We start from the raw sequence: 20,445 nt of genomic DNA, 5'->3' as shown, positions 1-20,445 counted from the left end.
ATAAATTTAACCTGTTACTGATATATTAGAAGTTTTATGCTCACGCTCGCAAGTATTCAATGCTTGTTGTACTATACTTTGTTGCTCTAAAGATTTTTTACGAGTAAAGTCTTTAGGTTTCATACTATAAATAGCGTGCACAGTTGTCCTGCTATCAGTTGGTTTTACAATAATACCAGCATAGATTTGCTTTTCATCTTTATGCTCTCGCAACTTATAAACATGAACAAATTTACCGTTGCAAGGAATTATTTTAACGCGTTTTCCATTACCTAAAATCTCTGGTAAATTATTAGTTGCTGTACTTACTTGAATAGAATTATCCTGATCGCTATCTAGTAAAACCCCAATGTATTTGTCTTGGGTGAAGCAGCTGGTCTGAATCCAACCGGGTACGAGTTCATCGTTTAGTGCAAGCACTTGATTTTGAGCAAGCATACTGTTCATCCTAATTACCCCTGTAAGACTTCTTGCTTCTGAAAGTTTGACACGTTGTGCATTTTGCACACATATTAAACTTCCATCTGTCATGGCCCATTTTGAGTTTATCTTAGCAACTTTAGTATCTAGTTGCCAACCAACCGAAGAATGTATTCCAGAATCATGTGCAAGAATGGCTACTTGAGCGGTTCCTTGCTCTATTTTGAATTGTTTGTTAGGCGAAACAAGGTGTTTTCCAATTAAATTATCTGCGTTGTCAAAGTAATATGCAATGGCCTCTAAATTTCCATCCAATTTAATTTTATGGGATTTCCGGCTATCCAAACGCCATATGTAGGCACCCCCTTCGTACAAGCGTTTTGTTTCAACACTATTCTTTCTAGATTCACCAAACCTAGCCATTTGTAGGCTTTGATTTAAATCTAATTGTGCCTTATTTGTCCACTTAGACAATATTCTTGAGCCCTTTATTATATGTTCACCAAGTGCTTCATTTGATATATGTCTTCTTAAAACCCCCTCTAATTTAGGTTGCTTATAATCAGCTATAGAGTCAAAACTTTTTACGGCAATTTCTTCAGGCTGATATGGTTTGGGTGGAGTAATTTGTCCTTTATTTTGATACATTCCCACAGTTGCCATAGTGGGAAACACTTGGAATATTAGATTCGCTGCGTGTGCCATAACAGATAAATCTGGAAATAACGGCGCATTAATCCCTACAATAGCTCTAGTTTTTAATAAAGCTTCTTGAAGAGAGCTAAACTTGGTTTTATCAGGACCAAAGCTTGTTGGAATTGGATATGCAGGTATTTGCTGTAGCGATTTGTAAATATTATTTCTCCTTTCAATAATATTAGACGTTTCATTAGTGCCGTCGGCCATAATGGTGTTCATAATTTGCGTATATGGTAACGTCTGACTTAATGGAGTACTTAAACCAGAATACACTGGTGTTTTGGCAAAAGGTAAGAGTCTAGGACTGTTTTTTGTGTATTTCAAATTAATTAAGTCAAACGCTGGGATGGTATCCTTTATAATAAACGTATTGGCCGTTATGGTCGCTCCAACTAACGTGTCTACGATAATCATATTATCACCACCAGGTGGTGCGCTTTTAGACAATTTCATTTGAGACCACAATGCTGCTGGAGAACCATCTAAACTTGCCTCTGGCAATAAGTGACGTTTCTTAAGGTTAACTACAGTTCCATCTAAATATTTTACAGTGACTAATACTGGAGATTTTAAATTTTTAGTGAATCCCATTGGACGCACACCTATGCTAGAAACACCGTTTATACTGTATAGATCTGAAGGTTCTTCTGTTAGTTGTGCATTGAGAACATTAACAGGAACTACACTCTTAATATTGAACGAATAAAACATAGTGTTTACTGTCCATGGTGTCTGATCATCTGGAATTTGTTTGGCGTTAGCGTTTAATAAACCTGCACCAGAGTTCCACTTTAGCACCTGTTGTTTCTTAGGATCTGTATAAGCAGCTTTTGCATCCCTAGCTCCTGCTTTCAGCAAGGGTTGTACCGGTTTATTAATATCCTTTTCAGATTCGGACTGTGGTAAGAAACTTTCTGCAAAAGCGTCCCAAGAGCCCAAGTTATTATCACTGGTGTCTGGTTTTTTATCTCCAAATGGAATGGTAAATGAAATTACAACCCAATCCACTTTTATGAAACCACCTACTGGCGGTCCTTGTAATTCTAAAACAGCACTCATTTGGACAGATAGCGTTATATCTACACCTGCAATGGTAACTCCAAAAAGGACACCTACTGTAACCCCTATTCCCACATCAAAATAGAACGGTTTCCATTCTATTAAGAAATTCGCATAAGCGCTAAACCAAGCTTTTAAAGGACCAGCTTTAAATACGGCGTCTAAATACCCTCCAGCCATTACAGCAGTTGGACAAATAGTAAAATAAGCACCTCCATTAATACTTAAACTTGCCACGTCAAAGTCCATATTCCACATTAACCCAAGCCTTGGTACTTTGGGATAATACACGGGTGCTTTAAATTTAGGATGATATCCCCCCAAAGTAATTACAAACTGCCCTTTAGGCACGAGTACAGTTTTACCATCTACTAACTGGGTGGTATTCTTAAACCATAAATAAAACGCAAATCCACCAGTAACTTTACAATCTTTGGTAAGAACAAAGGAATTTGGTGTTAGCATTGCTTCTACACTAATTACACCTGCATCTGGTTTAATAGATACCTTTAAGGCTAATTCAAAATAAGCCAGAGCGTTCTCCTGTTTTGTTTCTGGAGGTAAAGCAGCATAACTTAAGCCTAGGATGTTTATTTCAAAATTAACCCCAAACTGAACAAATAATAATGCTGCGGTATTTATTAATTCGAAAGATTTAAACTTAATACCCGCTGCTAACCAATATTGACCAACTCGCGGAGTTACAAGATCTCCTAAATATGCCAAAGCACTTTCTGGATTGTCACTGCTACTCAAGTCACCATTCAACATTCCTGTTATAAGTGGGAAGTTCATCACTTCGGTAATAGGTGGAATTTGAATGTCACGATTAAAACCAAAACCTGCTGCCAGTCCCGTTATAAAGAATGCTGGAGGTCCTCCTAGCGGAATGTCTATGGCCCCAAAAATAAATAGGGAAGTCACATTATTATTGTTAGTATTTTTTATTTGAGCGTATGAACCCAATGCCATGAGAGAGAAAGAAGCTGCTTTAATAACTGCCGCTCCATTATAGATTACAGTGTCTTCATAATCTTGTTTTAAAAGCCCTCCGTTAATTGTAACTGCTCCTCCGTTAAAGCTTACATCCATTCCTTGAAGAGAAATTTCGTAGGCTCCAAAATCTGCTGGCGTTTTTACTGGAATTCCAACATCTAAGCCAATTAGGTCAATTTTTAAACCAGCCAAATCTACATTCCCTGAAAACAATACATCAAGAAGGGGTCTGTCTTTTTCTTTATCGTTCCAACCTACTCCTAAATCGTCTATAAATAATGGACCAAAGGAACGTTGTATTGGAAAAATTATTTGTTTACCTTCTCCTGTTGGGTTTGCCAGATTTACCCACAGATTGCCTTGATCTGAAGCAAAGTTTTGGGTGTAAGCCGCCTGAATAGAAAAAGTTGGATTTGAAGGTTGATTTTTACTATCATCTCCTTCACTACCTGAACCTAATAAATTACTGGCTATTGGATTCTTAGTGTTCGACTTTTCGCCTTGATCGTTCCCGCTACTTAAGGTATTGGGTGCTAGTGAAAGCCCCATATCTGCTAAGGTTAAATTACCTCCAAATGTGACCTCCGGGGTATTTTTTCCTTTAAATTGAAAATCTAAAAGTACTCTAGGTTGTACACCTCCAAGCTTAAATCGAGATAAATCTACTATAGGCTGGCCATTCTTTCCAACCACATCAAAACCAATATTACCCAATACAATATTAAACTGATCAAAATCAATTTCGGGTACACTGTTATTAATGGTTATAGGTACATAAAACTGAATACCAGGTTTAAGTGATTTTTTAGTATCATCTGCTTTTTTAACGGCTATATTACCCTTGGTTTTAGACTCTGCTTTTGCCGTAGCACTGCCACTCTCTGAGCCCGTCACCATCGTGATTTGGGAAGTTTGGTCTATCCATTCAGAATTAGTAGCCCCGAATTGTAGAACCATATTTGGGGCTTTTTCAATTTTAAAATCTGGCATATGGATATTAATACCATAGAGATTGTCTGGATTAGGGTCAGACTTAGGTCCAATACTTATGGATCCCTGTTCTCCAATTTTAACAATCGTTACGGTTTCAGATAGTAATTCTTGTAATAAATTACTTAAAAAACCAAGTGGAGTAATATCGGCAATTTTGTCTATGGTATTTAAGACATAACGTATTTCTTCTTCTTTTTTAGTTGAATTGCAACTGTCTCCATCGCATATTAACGTAGTGGCTACTAAAATTTGAGCAGCACTAAGCTCTATTTCGGTATGGGGTACTTTGGTGAATAAATTGTATTCCAACCACATTTTCACAAACTCGTTGTTTAGTACTAAAATAGATACGTATCTTGGAAGTACATTTTTAATGACCTGTAACGTCCATGCCTGTATTGTTTCTCCTAGGTCTTCTGGCTCTTCTCCCTTTGTACCAAAGAATACAGGTAATAATTGGATAGCCATATCTGAATTGGTATCTGGATCTTTACTATTGGCCATAGGGTCCAGAATAAGACTAAATTCAGAGTCCTTATTACGTTCTAATTTAATTCCTGGTCCGTAAGACTGATCCAGTGGTAAAATAATTTGAGAACCAAATGATATACTTACTTTAGATAATGTGGCTACGTCTATTCCAATTCCAGTTCGTAGAACATTCATACTTAAATATGGGATTTTTGGAATATTTAGTCCTACCCAAAGCCCTAAATTCTCTCCATCTACTCCAAAAAACAACTCAATAGGTAAATTAACTCCTGGAGAGAATACCAAAAGCCCTTTCTCCTTAGTATCTACAGTTACAGTACCTATTTGTTCAGGTACTTGTGCGAAAATACCTTGAATTGCCACTATGGTTTTAGTTAACTGATCCTCAATAAATAAACCCTTTATCCAATTTAAGGCAGCCTCTTCTATCGCTTCACCTAATAGTTGTTCAGCAGGTGGGTTAGACACCAAATTTGCTATGGTATTAATTAAATTTTTAACGGGTACATTTGTTCCAAAATCAGTAAGCGCAGTTACAAAATCTGGTGCTTTTGGTTTTAGTTTTTCTAATATTACAGGAACTACTTGTTCTATCACTTTTGTAGTAGCTAAAGTCCCTGCTTGCCCGGCAAGTGCTCCCCAGCCCGTAAAAGGTATAAGTTGAACTACACCGCTAGGGTTTTTAGGTGTGCCGCCTGCAAAAGAAAATTTAAAATCATTATCGTACTCAAAATCAATAAATAAACCGCCTGCTGCGCCAGTTGCCAGTTTAGCTCCTCCACTTATGGCCGCTTGAAAATCTGGAGTAACCCGTACAGCAAAACTCAAGTCATTGACACTTGCCGAATCGGCAATGTCTATGGCAGAACATCCAAATTTAAATAAGGCTAAATCTGTATTGTGTATGTTCTCCTTCTTGATATCTGTTACTGAACCGGAAATTTCAATACTAAAGTTATAGGGAAGCCCTTTAAGAAGCATTCCCGTCTTATGCGTATTAGGTCCAATAGTTATGGGATTTCCGCTTGCAGGAGTAAACGATTTTTCGGGTATTAATGCTAACTTATTAGTTAATTTTGCAATATTAAAGCGACCATTAGTTCCCAATACTTGGTCAGACAACAACCAACCTAGTGGGTCTGTAAGCAGACCTAAAATAGATTGCATGGTCATTGGCACTGTAGCTTCAGATTCAGCTAATAAGACTTCGGGGGGATCATTTGATATTGGTTTTGCAATACCTAACATGCTAAATATATGCTGTACTAGTGGATATTTGTCCAGCAGAGCGGATTCAAACACGGCATTAGAAATTGTATTTATTGCGTACGCCGGTGCTAAGGTTGTAAATTGATCTGTATAAAAGCTTGAGGTTGATTTATTTTTATCAATAGGCAAAATAACAAAGGGAGGAGCAGCTGGTTTTTTCCCATCTCCCCAACTAATAGATATTGCCGGGGTTGGCAAAACAATTTGATTGCCCTGCAGGGAAATAGTAAAGCTATTTTGGAGCGCGAGATTCAACAGCGGAACTCTTGAATTTATTTGAACTTCTAAACTATCGTTAGCAAAACTTAAGTCAATACCACCAAATAAAGAGACAAATGGATATTCTTTATCATCTCTTCCAGTAACTGCACCAAAATTAAGTGGTTTTTCTTCGGGGATTTTAAAGCTTACAAGTCCGTTATTATTCGCGCTGAATACAAAAAATCCAACTTCCGTCTCCGGTATAGTTCTAGTTAGTTGCTTTGCAAGAGCCTGTCTATTTGCTGTATTTGTAAATAGCTCCTCGAATCTTCTTTTTAATTCTTCAACGGGATCGGTTACAATGTTGAGGAGTGTTTTTAAGTTAAAAACGAAATTATCTTCTTCTGAACCCACAATACCTAAACCGGATAGTAATTGCAAGGCTGGCAAAGGAACATCTGGAAATTTAAAGCCTGTTAAGGTTGATACTAACTCTGTCAATTGATTTCCGGAGTCGGGTTTTCCCATAAGCCCAATCAACTGGGTTTCCATAAAGGTTTTTGGGTTGGCTAAAAGTGATTGCCACCCTCCAATATTTATACCTAGAACTCCTGGAGCTACCTTATTTTTTGCTGAGAAATTATAATCTAATGTTAAGCCCAATTCGGACAATACCGAATACACATCTTTAAAAAGATCCTTATTTGATACCACTTTGAACACTTTTTGCAATCCGGTATTGAGCATGCTCATAAAAGCCGATTGCACGTGTTTTGATTCTGCTAAATACGTAGCTAAATCTATATCTGCAGCGGCTTTTTGACCTTCCAATCTTGTGTTTTTTAATACAAGCGTAGGTTCAAAATCTAGTGTGTCATCTATAAGTGTTATTTTAAAGCCTAATTCCAAAGCGCCTAAATAACCTAAATCGTCTGGAAGGGTTATTAAATGTTCTGCTGTATTTACATTAGTAAGGAGTACGCTATTTACCAAAGACGGTGTTTGATCGTTTTTGGGAAACGATCCATCTGCCAATCCATAAACAATTCCATTTAACCTGTTAGAAACCGCTACCTTAAACTTAAAATCGGTGGTATTGTACTCATAAGTTAGGTTTTTGGCCAAGCCTAATCCAATACTTTGAGTCGCTTCATTGTAAGATATAGGCAGATCGAACCCTAGAGGTAAAGGTGTTAAGTAAGGGTCTGCGAAACTACCTACACCTAATATTTTAGGTGCCTTAGCTTGATTGGTTAAACTCCATGAAAGTAAACTTAGAAAACGCTGTGCGTGGGATGGTGTTTCTAAATTACCGGCCAATTGACTTCTAATAAGCTGTAAAGGATCACCAAAGTCATCTAATTTTAATCCTTTAAACCCTTCCCATTTTAATCCACTTTCTTGAAAAATTGAATACTCAGAAAAATCAGTTAATAACCCAAAAGATGCTGCTGTTAATAATCCAACACGTGTTTTACTGCGCATCATGGCCAAGCCTAATGCTCCTGTAAAAAATGGGCCGAACGCCTCTACCCCTTCTTTAACTAGATTACTCCAACTACTTTGTTCACTAAAATTTAAAGATGCTCCTACAATTGGTTTATTGGAGCCTATACTCAACGTGGGGTTATCAATTAACATAGACCAAGACCAGCCTGTAGTTTGATACCATCCTCCAGAGAGTGCAACATTAGTAACCCCTATAGTGGCGTCGCCAAACTTAGGAGTAGTAAATCCATCTGGGAGTGATATTGTGGCCTGTGCTTTATGAAACCAACTTGCAGCAGCGGGTTTATCTTTAAAAAGATCTATTTGTATGGTCTCAATGGTAATGTTAGGAACAATTTTTATTCCATCCAGTTGTAGTTCTGGTATTAAACTAAGGCCAAATACTAAACTTACCGTATCATTAGAATCTGAAGTGTCTTCGTATGCAATTAAATGCACAGGCATATCACTCCCATTTACTGTTAAACCTACCTTCCACGGATTATCTGGTGTACCTCCACCAGTAACATCTAATGAACTTCCACCTATTTCAAGCATTTGTGCAAAGGCTTTTAACAAATAGGTAAAAGGTCGCACTCCATTGGTAAGGGTTTTATCTTCTATTAGTGTTAAGTAATATTGAGCCCACGCGTGAATTGGGTCTTTTATACTATTGGAAATACCAGCCTCGGAAAACGGAGGGATTGGCCACTCTATGGGTGATACAGGTTCTTTTAGGCCTAATAATACTGCGATTCCATTTCTAAAACTACCTGGTTCTTTACCTAAAATAAGTTCTTGTAGAGCAGCACTAAGTGCAACTGCGCCTATATTGGCTAATTCGTCTGGAGACAGTAAGTTGACTACTCCAAATTTATTAGGAGTGTTATCGTCTTGTGTTTTGCCACCCCGCTGTGCGGGTAGTGTTAAATTAATAAGTTCAAAGTGTGGAATTACGGCTCCAGTTAATGCTCCAATAGCGATCCCTCCCGAAAGCTTTCCTAGACTTATACCTTTATAATCATCTAAGAGTACATCACCATCTTTCCCAGTAAGATTAAAGTTTGTAATAAAGTTTAATGCTAATGCAGCATTGTTAGTGGTTGTATTAGGCGTTGTGCTTAACCTAAAATGCGCCAACTCTAAGTCGGCTTCCATCATAAAATAGGCATCAGACGTATCAATTTGCAGGCTCTTACTTGTAAAACTCAATCCTGGATATAAGAATCTATCACCATTTCCGGTAACGCCACTTCCCAAGTTAAAATTTAGCTGTCCAATTCCGTCAACCTGAATCAAAGGGGACTGGAACGGTTGCAATCTAGAACCCTTTCCCATTACAGCTTTTAATGGATCAGTAATCCCTAAGAAACCTGAGAAACAACTTAGCCAAGCTTTAAGATTATTTGTATCGCTGCACAAGGCGTTAAACCAATTGAAGAAAGGAATCGCAGCGTCTTTTTGGTTTATAGCATTTTCTGTAAGCTCAATCCACTGCATGAGTGGTAAACGAATCTCATCGTGGTCTGGAACGTGACTAGAAAAGCCGAATAAAGGAGCAAAATATTGAAGTTCTTTTTCCTTATCTGTGAATTGCTTGCTTAAAGCACCAATAAATAAGTTTACTGCTGTATCTAGTATTTCTAAAGGAGTAATTGCTTCTAAATCTGCTAAGGAATAGTTTTTTGGGGTATCATCTTTAGCGAGTTTTAAGCCTAAAATTTCTAAACTAACTTCAAATTTAGGTTCTGGAGCAATAAATAAATTAGAGCTAAATTTCACCCCATTAAATTCAATCCCGTTTATTTTTATTAGCGCATTCTCTGGATCTACTCCTTCGGCGGCAACCCCAATTGTTACTGGATTTACATTATTTTCATCTATGAATGTAAGGCTAACTCCATCTGCTCCTAAAACCACAATAGGTAACGAAGCCCATACCTCTACTTTTATGCCTTGATCCTTCTTATCGCTATTGGCATCCTTATCTATTTTTTTGTCTTCTTTTTTATTGGTATCCTTTTTACTTTCAGTAACTTCTTGATCTTCGTTATTAAATTCCCATTTCTTTAATACTCCAATCCCAATGGCTGTAGTAACAACTTCGTCTTTAACTTTATTATCTGTACTGACCACGTAAAGTCCAGTAGGTTCAAATGCTTCGGAGGTTTTATTCTTTAATTGTATAGGATACCAAGTTCCCAATATTGCAGGATCTTTTATAGGAATACCTAATGCGTTTCCACCAAAACTGCCCAATAATTGACCAATTAAGGGGCCCATTTGCTGTCCATTTTTAGTGATCCCCTTTTTGGTTTTATTATAGGGATCTGTAAACCATTCCGGGTCTAGCAAATAGGTGTCTTCTGCAGATTCCTCCTTGAGTAACAAACCAATCATAATACCAAGGGTACCTAATACAGGATCCAGACCTTCGAACTTAATATAGTTTTTATTGTCTTGCGCTACCTCAAATTCATTAGTATTAGATCTGCGCTCAATGAGTGCACTAGTGTTTGGTGTATTTAATGAGCCTGCCATGATCTTCAATGATTAGTAGTTTAATTTTAATTCGTCTATTCTCAATCCGTTGTTAAGAAGGATCTAGCAAGTGTACATAGCCATTAATTGCATGATAACTGTTCTCTTCTTGTGCCAATTGGCCTTCAAAAATTATAGCGCTGCCAACCGGATGGTAATTGGTACCATAAATCAAACTCATTGATATCCTATCATATATACGGCGAACGGAGTATACCTTATCTTTTAGTTTGTGATTAAATATACCGGCAAAGCCCATTCCTCCTATTGGAATCGCCCCAAATGTATAAACAGATTGTACATTTAGCGTAGCGTCTGAAAAAGCTAAATCTAAAGCCAAAAAGTTCAATAACGTTCCACCAATGTCGTGACCTGTTAGTGTAACCTTTGTTATATTATTATTAGATAAGGTGCTCATAATAGCATTCTTAAGACCTCCAGTTCCATGATAAAGTGAGCCTGTACCATAAAATAAATTTTGGAGGCCTTTGTGAACATGTTCTGTTGTAGCTAATTGATAAGTAGCTAATTCCGAATTTGAGGTTATCAATTTAAACTCTTCCCAAGTAGTGGTTCCCCGTAAGGTTAAAATAGCATCTCCATTAGCATTGGTGTAAATCCTGCCCCAAAGCGTACCATTAAATTCAATCTTTCCCGTTGGCAGTGCTTCATAACCTCCTGGTAGTATAGGGCCCGCCTGTGGATGCTGACTAAACAAATAGGTAGAAGAAATAAGCTGGGTTAAATTATGAGCAAAAACTTGACTAAATCCTGAGGCCCGCTTTATATCTTGATTTTCTATACGTGGCCCGGTAATAAATGTCCTATTAAACATATCAAAATAATAGGCATTTCCACGTTCTAGCCATGGACCAGGCCAAGAAGGGGTTGTTGGCAGTTTTACTTGTGGAGTTGCTTCTACGTTACCTAAAGGAAAATAATCTTCTTCTTGGTTCGGTTTTAAGGGAAAATGATCAATTAATAACGGCATATTTCTATTGTTAACGCTGTAACTGTAGCAAGCCGTTTTTCCTTCTTTATTTGTAACTTTAGTATTAAATAATTCTGATAAAGCCTGATTTGTAAAATTAAGTGCCGAAAAAACAAAACATTCTGGTTGATAGTCTAAATAGGGAGAACGATCTAACCCATGTACAATATGAGTAGGAATTAAGTCTAAGGCGGCCAGCTGTGCTAATGGTGTAGCTAAGCCCATACCACATAAAATGAGAGTGTCCTTATTCGTTAAATGTTTTTTAATAAGATTCCAGACTTGATCTCTTAAACCACTTAAGTAGGTAGTTTGAAAATCTGGATCTAGTTTGGCCGTAGAAGCATTTAATAATAAGCTAGCATCTATTGTTACCCTAGCCTTATTGATATCCTGATATTTTTCTAAATACCTCCCCCAATTAATTCCAAAAGCTAACACAAGTTTAGTGTTCTGGTCTGGCTGTGCGGGATCAATAGGTTCCCTTGCCAATAATAATTGTACAGGTATTGGATTACCAGAACCACCTGCAGGCAATACGCTAATTTTTATAACATTCCAATTGGCCGGAAAATTTTGACTTAAATTGGCAATTGTATATTCATTGGCTTGAGCTGCTATGCTTAGTATTAAACTTGCGTCCTGAATCTTAAGATAATCCGTTTGGGTAACCATATTTTTAAATTTCTGATTAACCAGTTTAACTTACTGGGTTTGTTAACCTTCTATAGGCTACAGTACCTGGTTCTCCAGGTCCTCCAGATGATTTACCCAAACCTCCTCCTAAGAAGTTACCCTTTATTTGTTGATTAGGCGGTTGGCCATCTTGAGGCTCATCGAGTCCTCCTTCACCCGGTTGCCCTCCGTTTCCACCGGCACCACCATCTCCTGGGGTAGAAGCATTACTAGAGGTTACTAGCAATGTGTTTAAACTTGACTGATCTGAATACACATAAACTTCGCCACCGTTTCCAGCGTCACCGCCTTTACCACCATCATTTCCTTTGCCTCCGTCTCCTCCTATTCCTCCCATTGAATAGTGCGTATATCTTTTGGAGATACATTTTAAATTATTTACTCCTGCATTGCCTCCTTTAGCACCATCGCCACCATCTCCGCCTTTACCCCCTTTACCCCCTTTTCCTCCATTACTTTGAACAATGATTTGATTGGAGTTGGGATTAATGGATCCAATTTTTAAAATTAGCAAGGGGGACTTGCCACCGTCTTGACCATCACCTCCGGCTAATCCAGGTAATCCAGCAGCGCCATTTTCTCCATTTGTAGCCTGCTTACAATTCCCTCGTCTCCACATTGAAGGGCTATCGTCGCTAGTATTGCTCCCATCTTGACCCATATTATTCTCTTTAGTGTTTTCTCCATTTGGTGCTTTACCCGGATTTATGCCGTCAGCACCAGAAATTCCTAAAATTTCTATATCAGCTTTCATACTATTTATATTAATTTGGTGGCAAACGTTGAAAAATCACTTGTGGTGCAGGACTTGGGTTAGGTGTATGGGGATTAGTATCTCCAGGTTTACCACCAGGTAAACCTCCTTCACCAGGGCTACCATTATTACCACCTTTACCACCTACTGGGGTTAAATCTACTGGTGGTTGTGCCATATCAAAAGGTAATTTTATAATGATCACTCCAACGTCTCCGCCATCTCCACCATTGCCGCCCATGCCTCCTTGTCCTCCAGGACCTTGAGGTCCTTTATTTGCTGCAGTACATTGTGTAGGGCAAGATCCTGGAGGGCCACCTTCGCCGCCATCTGCACCTTTTCCACCTTTTCCACCCACTTGGCCATTCCCTCCGCCGGCTTGTATAATTATTTTACCTGTAAGTTTTTCATTAATTGTTATGGTTAAACTACTCATAGCTCCACCTTTTTGCCCTGGTGAACCATCGCCACCATCTGCACCTTGTGTTCCTGGCTTACCATCTCCAGGTGGTGTGTAACATTCAATTGGGCATCCTTTTTTACTGTTGTTTGCTTTAGCTACTCCTGCAGTACCTCCACCTGCTTGCCCCGGGGGTCCCGATGTACCTCCTTCCGGCGCATGTTCAGAATAATCAGGGGGAGTATTATTTATGGGTAAATCTCCTGTAGCCCCATTGCTACTTTCTAAAGAATCCGTTACCATTATAAAATCGGTTTCTTGGCGAATTTTACCTTCTGGCCCCATAATTATCTCGGAATAGTTCCAAGTAACGGGGAGTCCATCTTTTCCAGATTTGATAACCGCTGTACCATCTATCACTTTTGGTGCTGGATCAGAAAACACGGCCATCTTCATAGGGAATTGCACTTCGTTTAGTAGAGATTCATATTTTTCTAACTCTGGCGCGCCTGTAGTGACGAGTTGAACACTTGCAGTTTTTAATTCTGCCTTCTGCTGAGTAGATAATTGATCTTTAAGCGGCTTACCATCAGATAAATTGGCTGTTTTAATCTTATGAATGCTCTCTAATGCCTTCAAGTTAGCTGTTAAAACAGTTGCCGATTTTTTAGCAATCATTTGACTAGCATCATCGAAACCTAACATTTTTCTTAAATCTGCTATAGAATTAACCGTAACCAATTTAGGGGGTACATCTGACTCCTCCGGATCTGAAGAATATATAATGGTTTTGTTTTTTGGATGATCTACTGGTGTATGTGTACCCTGTTCTGCAGGCAATCCTAGCTTCTTGTTTGTTGCTGCAAATCTCTTTTGCCGTTCTAACGATAATTTTTTAAAGTTCATTTATTTGGTCTTTAGTTAATGGGCTAAGTTATTTTATCATGGTTTCAGAAATCACGGTAAGTTGAGTCTCCGAGGAGATTCCGCTAGTTCCAGAAAATTTAATTCCATTACAGTTAAGCACAACGGGGTCTTCCCCAGAAACCGTGATATCTTGACTAACGACCATAGTATCTTTTGTAGCAAAGTACGCTAGTTTTAAAGGAAAATATATTGCTTCCAGAAGTTCAACATAGTCACTCACCTTTGCTGTATCTCCATTGAGATATGCCGCATAGGCTATGTCTAAATTATCTTTAACCGATTTAGTCAATAAATCAGTAATTGATTTCCCTTCCTTTATAGCATCAAGGATTTCTTGATAAGTGTTAGTAAATGGTTTAGGATAAACAACAAATTGGTCTGAACTTAGATCGGAACCAATCAAATATTTTAGTTCACCGATTTGATTAACCTTGTGTATCGAAGGAGAAAAAGATGAAATACTTAGATCTCCAGAAAAAACTACAGATTCGTTACTGGAGCCGTCTAAACTAAAATTGTTAAAATCACCCTGTAATCCAAATTTAGCATTGGTTTCTGTAAATAGAGAGTTCCCATTTGCAACATTTTGATCTGTCATGAGTTTTTAGAATTAATTATTAGTACTAAAATATTTTATCCCACTTAAAATTAAGTGTTTAAAAATTTTGTGTAACAGGGATAAACACCCTTTTTTAAATTTTTAATTTATTTAATCCCGAAAAGAATCTGAATTTACATGCTTGATATGCTTTGAAATAGGGTTTTAGTCCCTTTATATACCATATCTAAATCGAAGCATTTTGAGGGCTACAGCCAGTCCCTTGGCTCTCCACGTTTTCGGTTAGTTTTGATGGGTACTCAATAGAATGTCCACCCTTAAATGCATATAAATCGAAGGTTAATTGTGAAAATTGAACTTCTTTTTTCCAAAAATTAAGGTGTGTACCCCCTATTGAATACTGAAATCAATCGGAAAATTCCCACAATAATTTTATGTTTTTTTAAATTTGGGATTTCCGCGTAGAGTGTTTCCTCTTCCCGGTCAAAAGCCTCCGGGCTTGTTTTTACAAACAGAAAGGGATAGTCCTCGTGAATGGTATTTTGAAAAAACCGAAGATCTTCCTGCCACGGCGTAGCATTTCCGTTTTCTTGTGCAACCCCTTGAAGGGCCAGGAATAGATTGAGTAGTATAAGAATTAATTTAACCATCGTTATTTGGATTGATGAATGAGTTATAAAATTGCCAAGGGGCAATCCCAAAAAGATATTAAAAGGAAACCGCTTTTGATTCCTCAGCAAGTCTGACCGCATTTAAATCTCGATTATGTGTTAAAGTTATGGTTATCAACTTGTTAATATGCTACCCGCACGAGTAGTTTTTAAAAATAACCGGTTTCATAGAAAAATATTCAGATCGTTAAAACTACCCTCAGGAGTAGTGTGTAGAAAAGGTATATTTGTTAGTATGGCAGACATTCCTTCTTTTTTCTCGCTTAAAAACAGCATCAACACGCTAACGGATACCGATAAACAGCAAACCGAAAATTATCTCGAAGTTGTAGAGGCCTTTGCCAGAACCACCTATCAAAGTGTTTATGTGATTGATTATGAACAAAAAGGATTTGAGTATGTATCGGATAATCCGTTGTTTTTATGCGGAAATTCGGCTGCGGAAGTCCAAAAAATGGGGTATGATTTTTATTTTAAGTATGTGCCCGATGTTGATCTCGAACTGCTCTTAAAAATAAATACCATTGGGTTTGATTTTTACGAAACCAAGCCTGTTGCAGAACGGAAGGACTACAGTATTTCGTATGATTTTCATATAAAAACGGAAGCCGGAAAACCCCTATTGATCAACCAAAACCTCACGCCCCTCTTTTTAACCGAAAGCGGAAAAATCTGGAAAGCCATTTGTTTTGTCTCCCTGTCTACCCAACAGGAGGCGGGTAATATCACGATTACCCAAAAAGGCAGTTCTGAAAAACGAATCTATGATCTAGCGACGGATTGCTGGAAGGCTGTCCAAAAGATTAAACTCACTCAACGGGAACAGGAAATCCTGCACTACGCGATGAGAGGTTACGCGATTACGGAGATTGCTGAACAGCTTTATATTTCATCCAATACGGTTAAATTTCATCGTAAAAAACTCTTTGAAAAGTTGGGCGTGGCGAACATTTATGAAGCGATTTCGTATGCTACGGGAAATAAGTTGATATGAGTTTGGAGCTGATATAAAGTTTACTTGAATGTGCCTATATCTATAGTAGCATGTTCTGTTCATTTTCTTTGCTTGTCCAAAGAAAACGAACCAAAAGAAAAGACCCTTTTTCTTAGGTATTTTTGCCTGATAAGGCAAAACCGCAACAAGTCCCCTAAATTTTCTCCAAGGCTTCGAAAATTTTTAACGGGGCCTTTTTGCTATACTGAAGAAAAAGAAGGTTGAAATATATACAAAACACTAATATCTATTGAATTATCGAGTATTATCGAACTAAACATAGCGTTTTGGAGCATTTGGTTCGTGTATTTGGGGAGCGGTATACCGGACGTATCATGGAGGTATCATGGGCTTTGCATGGGCGTATCCCCGGGTGAAGGTCGGGTGAACCGTGGGTGAACCTCGGGTGAACTATGGGTCAACCTGGTTCTAGAAAGCGTTAAGATTTTGAGGAAAGTCTTAGTATACGGCGATGCATTGCATGGATCGGCCGGTTTCTAGGGCTATAAATTGACCGTTATGCTGTTTGCCATACTGGATTCCCAGCCAGAGGATATGGGTTGCTTTTGGAGCATGGGCAGCTGACGCAGGGTTGGATGGTAAGGATTTATGGGGTTTATTTTTGGGAATTGGTATATAAAACTCAATTGGTTCGGGAATATCGGTTAGTGCTATGGGCGGTGTGGTGAGGTGGGTATTTGCGGGTGCAACTCCTGGGTTTACCGGGGTGTATTTTTGCATGTTTGTATCCCAGATGTATTCCGGGAGAGTCATTTGTAGAACCATGAGCGTAAACTGATTCGCATATTTGGGTGTACCCACCAGGTCATGGGATTGCATCCCTGAAAAAGCAATGTCTATCCCTTTGGAGGTCAGTCGTAATCTTGGTGAATACTTCAATTGTTTGTTAAACTCATATTTTTTATGGAGTTGGATGCCGATGAGTGCTTCGGGAAGATTGCTGGCATTGATGCTGCGTTGTCCCGGTACTCCTCTGCCCTTTTTGGCCATTTTTAGGCAACAGCTGGTAAGTCGGTTGTTAAAGCTCGCATCTTTAAAGTTATCCAAGTACGGCGCCAGTTCGTTTCTGATGGCTTTGGCATAGGAAGAAGCCCCCCCGAATTCTTGATTGTTTTTACGAACCGCCTTGTAGCGTGGGTCGTTGTTGATACGTTCTTTGTTGGGCGGCGTCGCTTTTCTACATACCCATTTTCCATTGAGGGTGTAATAGGTAATTCCGTCAATCGTTCCTTTAAAATCCCCTAATTTAGATATTGGTTTTGCCATGACCTTTTGTTTTAAAGCACTAAGATATAGTCAAATACGGCAAAAGTCAAGTGTAATGCATTGAAATTAAATGCGTTATCTGCATTTTTAGGAATTTAGCAATGGGAATGCCAAAACTTTTGAGAAGATGTGATTTATACTTGGGTTAAATTATTGATACTGTATTGGTTGTATATGTTATTGTTGGCACACGCGATACAATCGCGCGTCAAAAAGAGTACCAATTCTTATTCACAAACGGATGCAAATTCTATATTCACGGAGCTGGCAAAGCGGGAACATAGGCTTCTATTTTATTTACTTTTTTTAAGCAAAAAGGCTCCGTTTTGATGCGGAGCCTTTTCAAGTAAACGATCCCGGGTTAAGGTTTGCGTTGCAGCTGCCCTACCTGTTCCCAGTTGGGATCTACTTCCATACTGATGGTAAGGTAAAGTGTACCGTTATCCATCGTATAGGAAGTTCCTTCTTTAGATTGTCCGTCAATTTCTTCAGGTTTTAGCTGATACATTGCCCCGGTAATCGGGTCTACCACCAAACCAATAAGACCACCGATCAACACGTTTCCTAAATACCAGGCGTTGAACTTCTTTTTTAGGGTCGTGATATACGGCTCATAGCCTTCCAACTCCAAAAGCAGCGTGTATTCCTGATTGCGTTTCAGCTTTTGTTGAAGGGGTGTGGGCCCCATATCAATCTCGTTGATCGCTACCCGGGCTTCTTTGGGATACGAATTGATGTGAACATCCTGTCTGGATCCGGAAATGATGGTTGCGCAACCGCTAAGCGCTAAGGCTAAGCCTAAGGTTGCTGTTTTTAAATGGGTATTCAAGGTTTAATCAATCTAGTTTTAGTTCGTACTGTTTGAGTTTAGCAACATCGCCGTTATAGCGGTAGAGGTCTATTTTGAGTCGGTAACACGAACTCCATAGATCCGGTTTTTTGGTATCAGTTACTTTTACGATGTTGGCTCCGTTTTTTCTAGCCTCGATCCGTGCTTTGTTCAACAAGCTGTTGAAACTGCAATCTGTAGAAAAACCGGAATCCTGAAAGCGCAAGCTGCCGACTTTAATAAGGTCGTCCGGCAGCTGGTGTTCCACGTCTAAAAAGGCTACAGGTTCATCAGGGGTTAAAGAGGTTAGTGGATTAGACACGTGGGAAGCCAGTTTTGGACTACACCCGGTGATCCCGAATGTAATTACCACACTAAAAAATAGAAAAGCATACCGCATAAAGGATGTTGTTAAGGTATTGATTTACAGAAACGTGACCGCTGTTTAGGAGGTCCTATTTGCGGACGAATATATATAATAATCCAATTCGTTTTTGAAAAAAAAATGACGGTAATAAAAAAATAATAACCGAATAACCGTTAGATTATCAAGTATTTATGCTTTTTGAATACAAAATGTTCCGTACCTCAAGTAGCATGAGGGCTTTTGTGTATGTCAGAAGGGAGCCATTAGAAGTATTCTCCTCACCCCAGCCCATCTCCCGAACTCCTTCCTTAAGTAAGGGGTGGAAGTTGGTTATTTAACTGTACTACTAATTATTGTACTAATACGGTGAAATTTCACCGTAACAAACTCTTTGAAAAGTTGGGTGTTGCGACGATTTATGAAGAGATTTCGTATACTATGGTGAATAAGTTAATATGAGTTTAGAGCTCAGCAGATTCTAAAAATTAGCTATTACTAGTTCTTAGATCATCCTAAACTGGTTTTAGAATCGCTCAGAATATCTTTTCGAGTTTGTCGCATCGAGCGTGTCACACTGAGCTTTGTCGAAGTGCAGTCGAGATGTCACATACGCCTGTAAATAATGCTTGACTGTCTGATGCGATTTCTCAGTGGACCATTAAAATGGAAGGTCATCATCGTCGTCAGATTCAATGTGACTAAAGTTATCTAAGGTTTTTTTTCTTCTTTCAAGTTCATCATTTATAATGTCATCTAAACTCCTATTTTCATGGTAATAAAAATCCTCATAAGTTGGTATCATTTCATCAGCATATGAGTCATAATCTTCAATTCGAGTAGTTTTTGATGGATTACTTTGTTCTATTAAATTTATTGAAGCATTGTAATTCCAATTCTTATCTATAATATACTCTATATCGAAACTAAAAGAACTGTAAATGGAATTTTGAATATATTCCTTACTTTCTTCTAATTGTCGTATTAATTCGATATGGTAATCTTTTTCCACATTAACCTTTTCCAAAAAATAGTAGCTTTCATTAACTTTTTGATTAAATAGGTTTTTTGTGCGATCAAATAAAATACTATTAGATTTTAAAATTTTCGTGTTGATATTGAAGTGTTTTAGAAATAGCTTGAACAAATCTAAAAACTCGTCTAAACTCCCTTCGTTTAACAGTGAGTAAATAAAAAAATCGGGGCTAAAATTAGAAATGATTTTGTTTAGATTTTGATTACTTTTAATTTCATTCAGAAATTTCTTAGAATAAAAATGAGAATTATCATTACCTTTTAAGAACTCCCAATTTGAAATTTTCAGTAAAAAACTATTGGCAATTGGGGTTTCATTTTGAGTATTAAAGTAAAAATCAAATATTGAGGTTAAATAGTAATCATTATTAAAGTCTTTTTTCGAAATAAGTGTGTTACCAAATTTTCTTAAATGATCAATCAATTTTATACTTATTTTCTGCCTATTTGAAACATAAGGTTTAAAAAAAAAGTACCATTGCTTAATGTGTTTAGAGCTCATTAAAATCCGTTCTATTTCCGAATAATTCTTATTTATATAGTACTTAAGGAAGTCTTCAAGAGACGGATTAATGAATCCTATAAATGCTAATGTTTCACTATTATCGAAATCTATATCCAAAAAACGTTGGTTTATCACTATAAATCCATCATTAAGTCGTCTTATGGCTATTTCGGAGTAATGGTGCCAGCTGTTTCGGTCAAACAGTGCCACTTTAAAAGATACTGCAATTATATATAAAATTAATGTTACTCGTTCTTTAAAGCTCCTTTTCTTAG

The 20,445-nt window shown here is 37.9% G+C and carries 11 protein-coding genes; 1 reads left to right on the top strand and 10 read right to left on the bottom strand.

What is annotated here, in order from left to right; genetic code table 11:
• Nucleotides 1-6: 6 nt before the first annotated feature.
• From DSM02_RS18635 to DSM02_RS18610, 6 genes are all read right to left on the bottom strand, one after another.
• Nucleotides 7-10,158 carry a DUF6603 domain-containing protein gene (locus DSM02_RS18635; RefSeq protein ID WP_128767002.1) on the bottom strand — a complete coding sequence of 3,384 codons (10,152 nt, stop codon included), beginning with the start codon at nucleotides 10,156-10,158 and terminating at the stop codon, nucleotides 7-9.
• Between the two features lie 52 nt (nucleotides 10,159-10,210).
• Nucleotides 10,211-11,824 carry a lipase family protein gene (locus DSM02_RS18630; protein WP_128767001.1) on the bottom strand — a complete coding sequence of 538 codons (1,614 nt, stop codon included), beginning with the start codon at nucleotides 11,822-11,824 and terminating at the stop codon, nucleotides 10,211-10,213.
• 25 nt (nucleotides 11,825-11,849) lie between these two features.
• Nucleotides 11,850-12,599, bottom strand: a complete 750-nt coding sequence (locus DSM02_RS18625; RefSeq protein WP_128767000.1) for a hypothetical protein — start codon at nucleotides 12,597-12,599, stop codon at nucleotides 11,850-11,852.
• Between the two features lie 10 nt (nucleotides 12,600-12,609).
• Nucleotides 12,610-13,905 carry a hypothetical protein gene (locus DSM02_RS20705; protein WP_128766999.1) on the bottom strand — a complete coding sequence of 432 codons (1,296 nt, stop codon included), beginning with the start codon at nucleotides 13,903-13,905 and terminating at the stop codon, nucleotides 12,610-12,612.
• A gap of 28 nt (nucleotides 13,906-13,933) precedes the next feature.
• Nucleotides 13,934-14,524 carry a hypothetical protein gene (locus DSM02_RS18615; RefSeq protein ID WP_128766998.1) on the bottom strand — a complete coding sequence of 197 codons (591 nt, stop codon included), beginning with the start codon at nucleotides 14,522-14,524 and terminating at the stop codon, nucleotides 13,934-13,936.
• A 335-nt stretch (nucleotides 14,525-14,859) separates the two neighbouring features.
• The gene (locus DSM02_RS18610) at nucleotides 14,860-15,135 is read right to left on the bottom strand and encodes a hypothetical protein (protein WP_128766997.1); all 276 of its coding nucleotides are present in this window, start codon (nucleotides 15,133-15,135) and stop codon (nucleotides 14,860-14,862) included.
• 256 nt (nucleotides 15,136-15,391) lie between these two features.
• Here DSM02_RS18610 and DSM02_RS18605 point away from each other — a divergent pair, with 256 nt between their 5' ends.
• Nucleotides 15,392-16,150: a response regulator transcription factor gene (locus DSM02_RS18605; RefSeq protein WP_128766996.1), complete on the top strand. Its 759-nt coding sequence runs from the start codon at nucleotides 15,392-15,394 to the stop codon at nucleotides 16,148-16,150.
• Between the two features lie 459 nt (nucleotides 16,151-16,609).
• On the opposite strand, the gene DSM02_RS18600 is transcribed toward DSM02_RS18605, so the two are convergent.
• From DSM02_RS18600 to DSM02_RS18585, 4 genes are all read right to left on the bottom strand, one after another.
• A complete protein-coding gene (locus DSM02_RS18600) occupies nucleotides 16,610-17,437 on the bottom strand; it encodes a hypothetical protein (RefSeq protein ID WP_128766995.1) in 828 nt (275 codons plus the stop codon).
• Between the two features lie 361 nt (nucleotides 17,438-17,798).
• The gene (locus DSM02_RS18595) at nucleotides 17,799-18,266 is read right to left on the bottom strand and encodes a PEGA domain-containing protein (RefSeq protein ID WP_128766994.1); all 468 of its coding nucleotides are present in this window, start codon (nucleotides 18,264-18,266) and stop codon (nucleotides 17,799-17,801) included.
• 7 nt (nucleotides 18,267-18,273) lie between these two features.
• A complete protein-coding gene (locus DSM02_RS18590; RefSeq protein WP_128766993.1) occupies nucleotides 18,274-18,666 on the bottom strand; it encodes a hypothetical protein in 393 nt (130 codons plus the stop codon).
• A 625-nt stretch (nucleotides 18,667-19,291) separates the two neighbouring features.
• The coding region (locus tag DSM02_RS18585) for a hypothetical protein (protein ID WP_205875176.1) at nucleotides 19,292-20,445 on the bottom strand (1,154 nt) is incomplete at its 5' end.

The organism is Leeuwenhoekiella polynyae, from assembly GCF_004104075.1.
Taxonomy (GTDB): Bacteria; Bacteroidota; Bacteroidia; order Flavobacteriales; family Flavobacteriaceae; genus Leeuwenhoekiella; species Leeuwenhoekiella polynyae.
Note: the sequence above shows the minus strand (reverse complement) of the source record. Positions and strands in the feature narration are given on the sequence as shown.

Excerpts from the sequence above, each read along its gene's own strand:
- DSM02_RS20705 (WP_128766999.1), bottom strand. The coding sequence starts at position 13,905 with ATGAACTTTAAAAAATTATCGTTAGAACGGCAAAAGAGATTTGCAGCA.
- DSM02_RS18610 (WP_128766997.1), bottom strand. The coding sequence starts at position 15,135 with ATGGTTAAATTAATTCTTATACTACTCAATCTATTCCTGGCCCTTCAA.
- DSM02_RS18630 (WP_128767001.1), bottom strand. The coding sequence starts at position 11,824 with ATGGTTACCCAAACGGATTATCTTAAGATTCAGGACGCAAGTTTAATA.
- DSM02_RS18600 (WP_128766995.1), bottom strand. The coding sequence starts at position 17,437 with ATGGCAAAACCAATATCTAAATTAGGGGATTTTAAAGGAACGATTGAC.
- DSM02_RS18615 (WP_128766998.1), bottom strand. The coding sequence starts at position 14,524 with ATGACAGATCAAAATGTTGCAAATGGGAACTCTCTATTTACAGAAACC.
- DSM02_RS18625 (WP_128767000.1), bottom strand. The coding sequence starts at position 12,599 with ATGAAAGCTGATATAGAAATTTTAGGAATTTCTGGTGCTGACGGCATA.
- DSM02_RS18590 (WP_128766993.1), bottom strand. The coding sequence starts at position 18,666 with ATGCGGTATGCTTTTCTATTTTTTAGTGTGGTAATTACATTCGGGATC.
- DSM02_RS18635 (WP_128767002.1), bottom strand. The coding sequence starts at position 10,158 with ATGGCAGGCTCATTAAATACACCAAACACTAGTGCACTCATTGAGCGC.
- DSM02_RS18605 (WP_128766996.1), top strand. The coding sequence starts at position 15,392 with ATGGCAGACATTCCTTCTTTTTTCTCGCTTAAAAACAGCATCAACACG.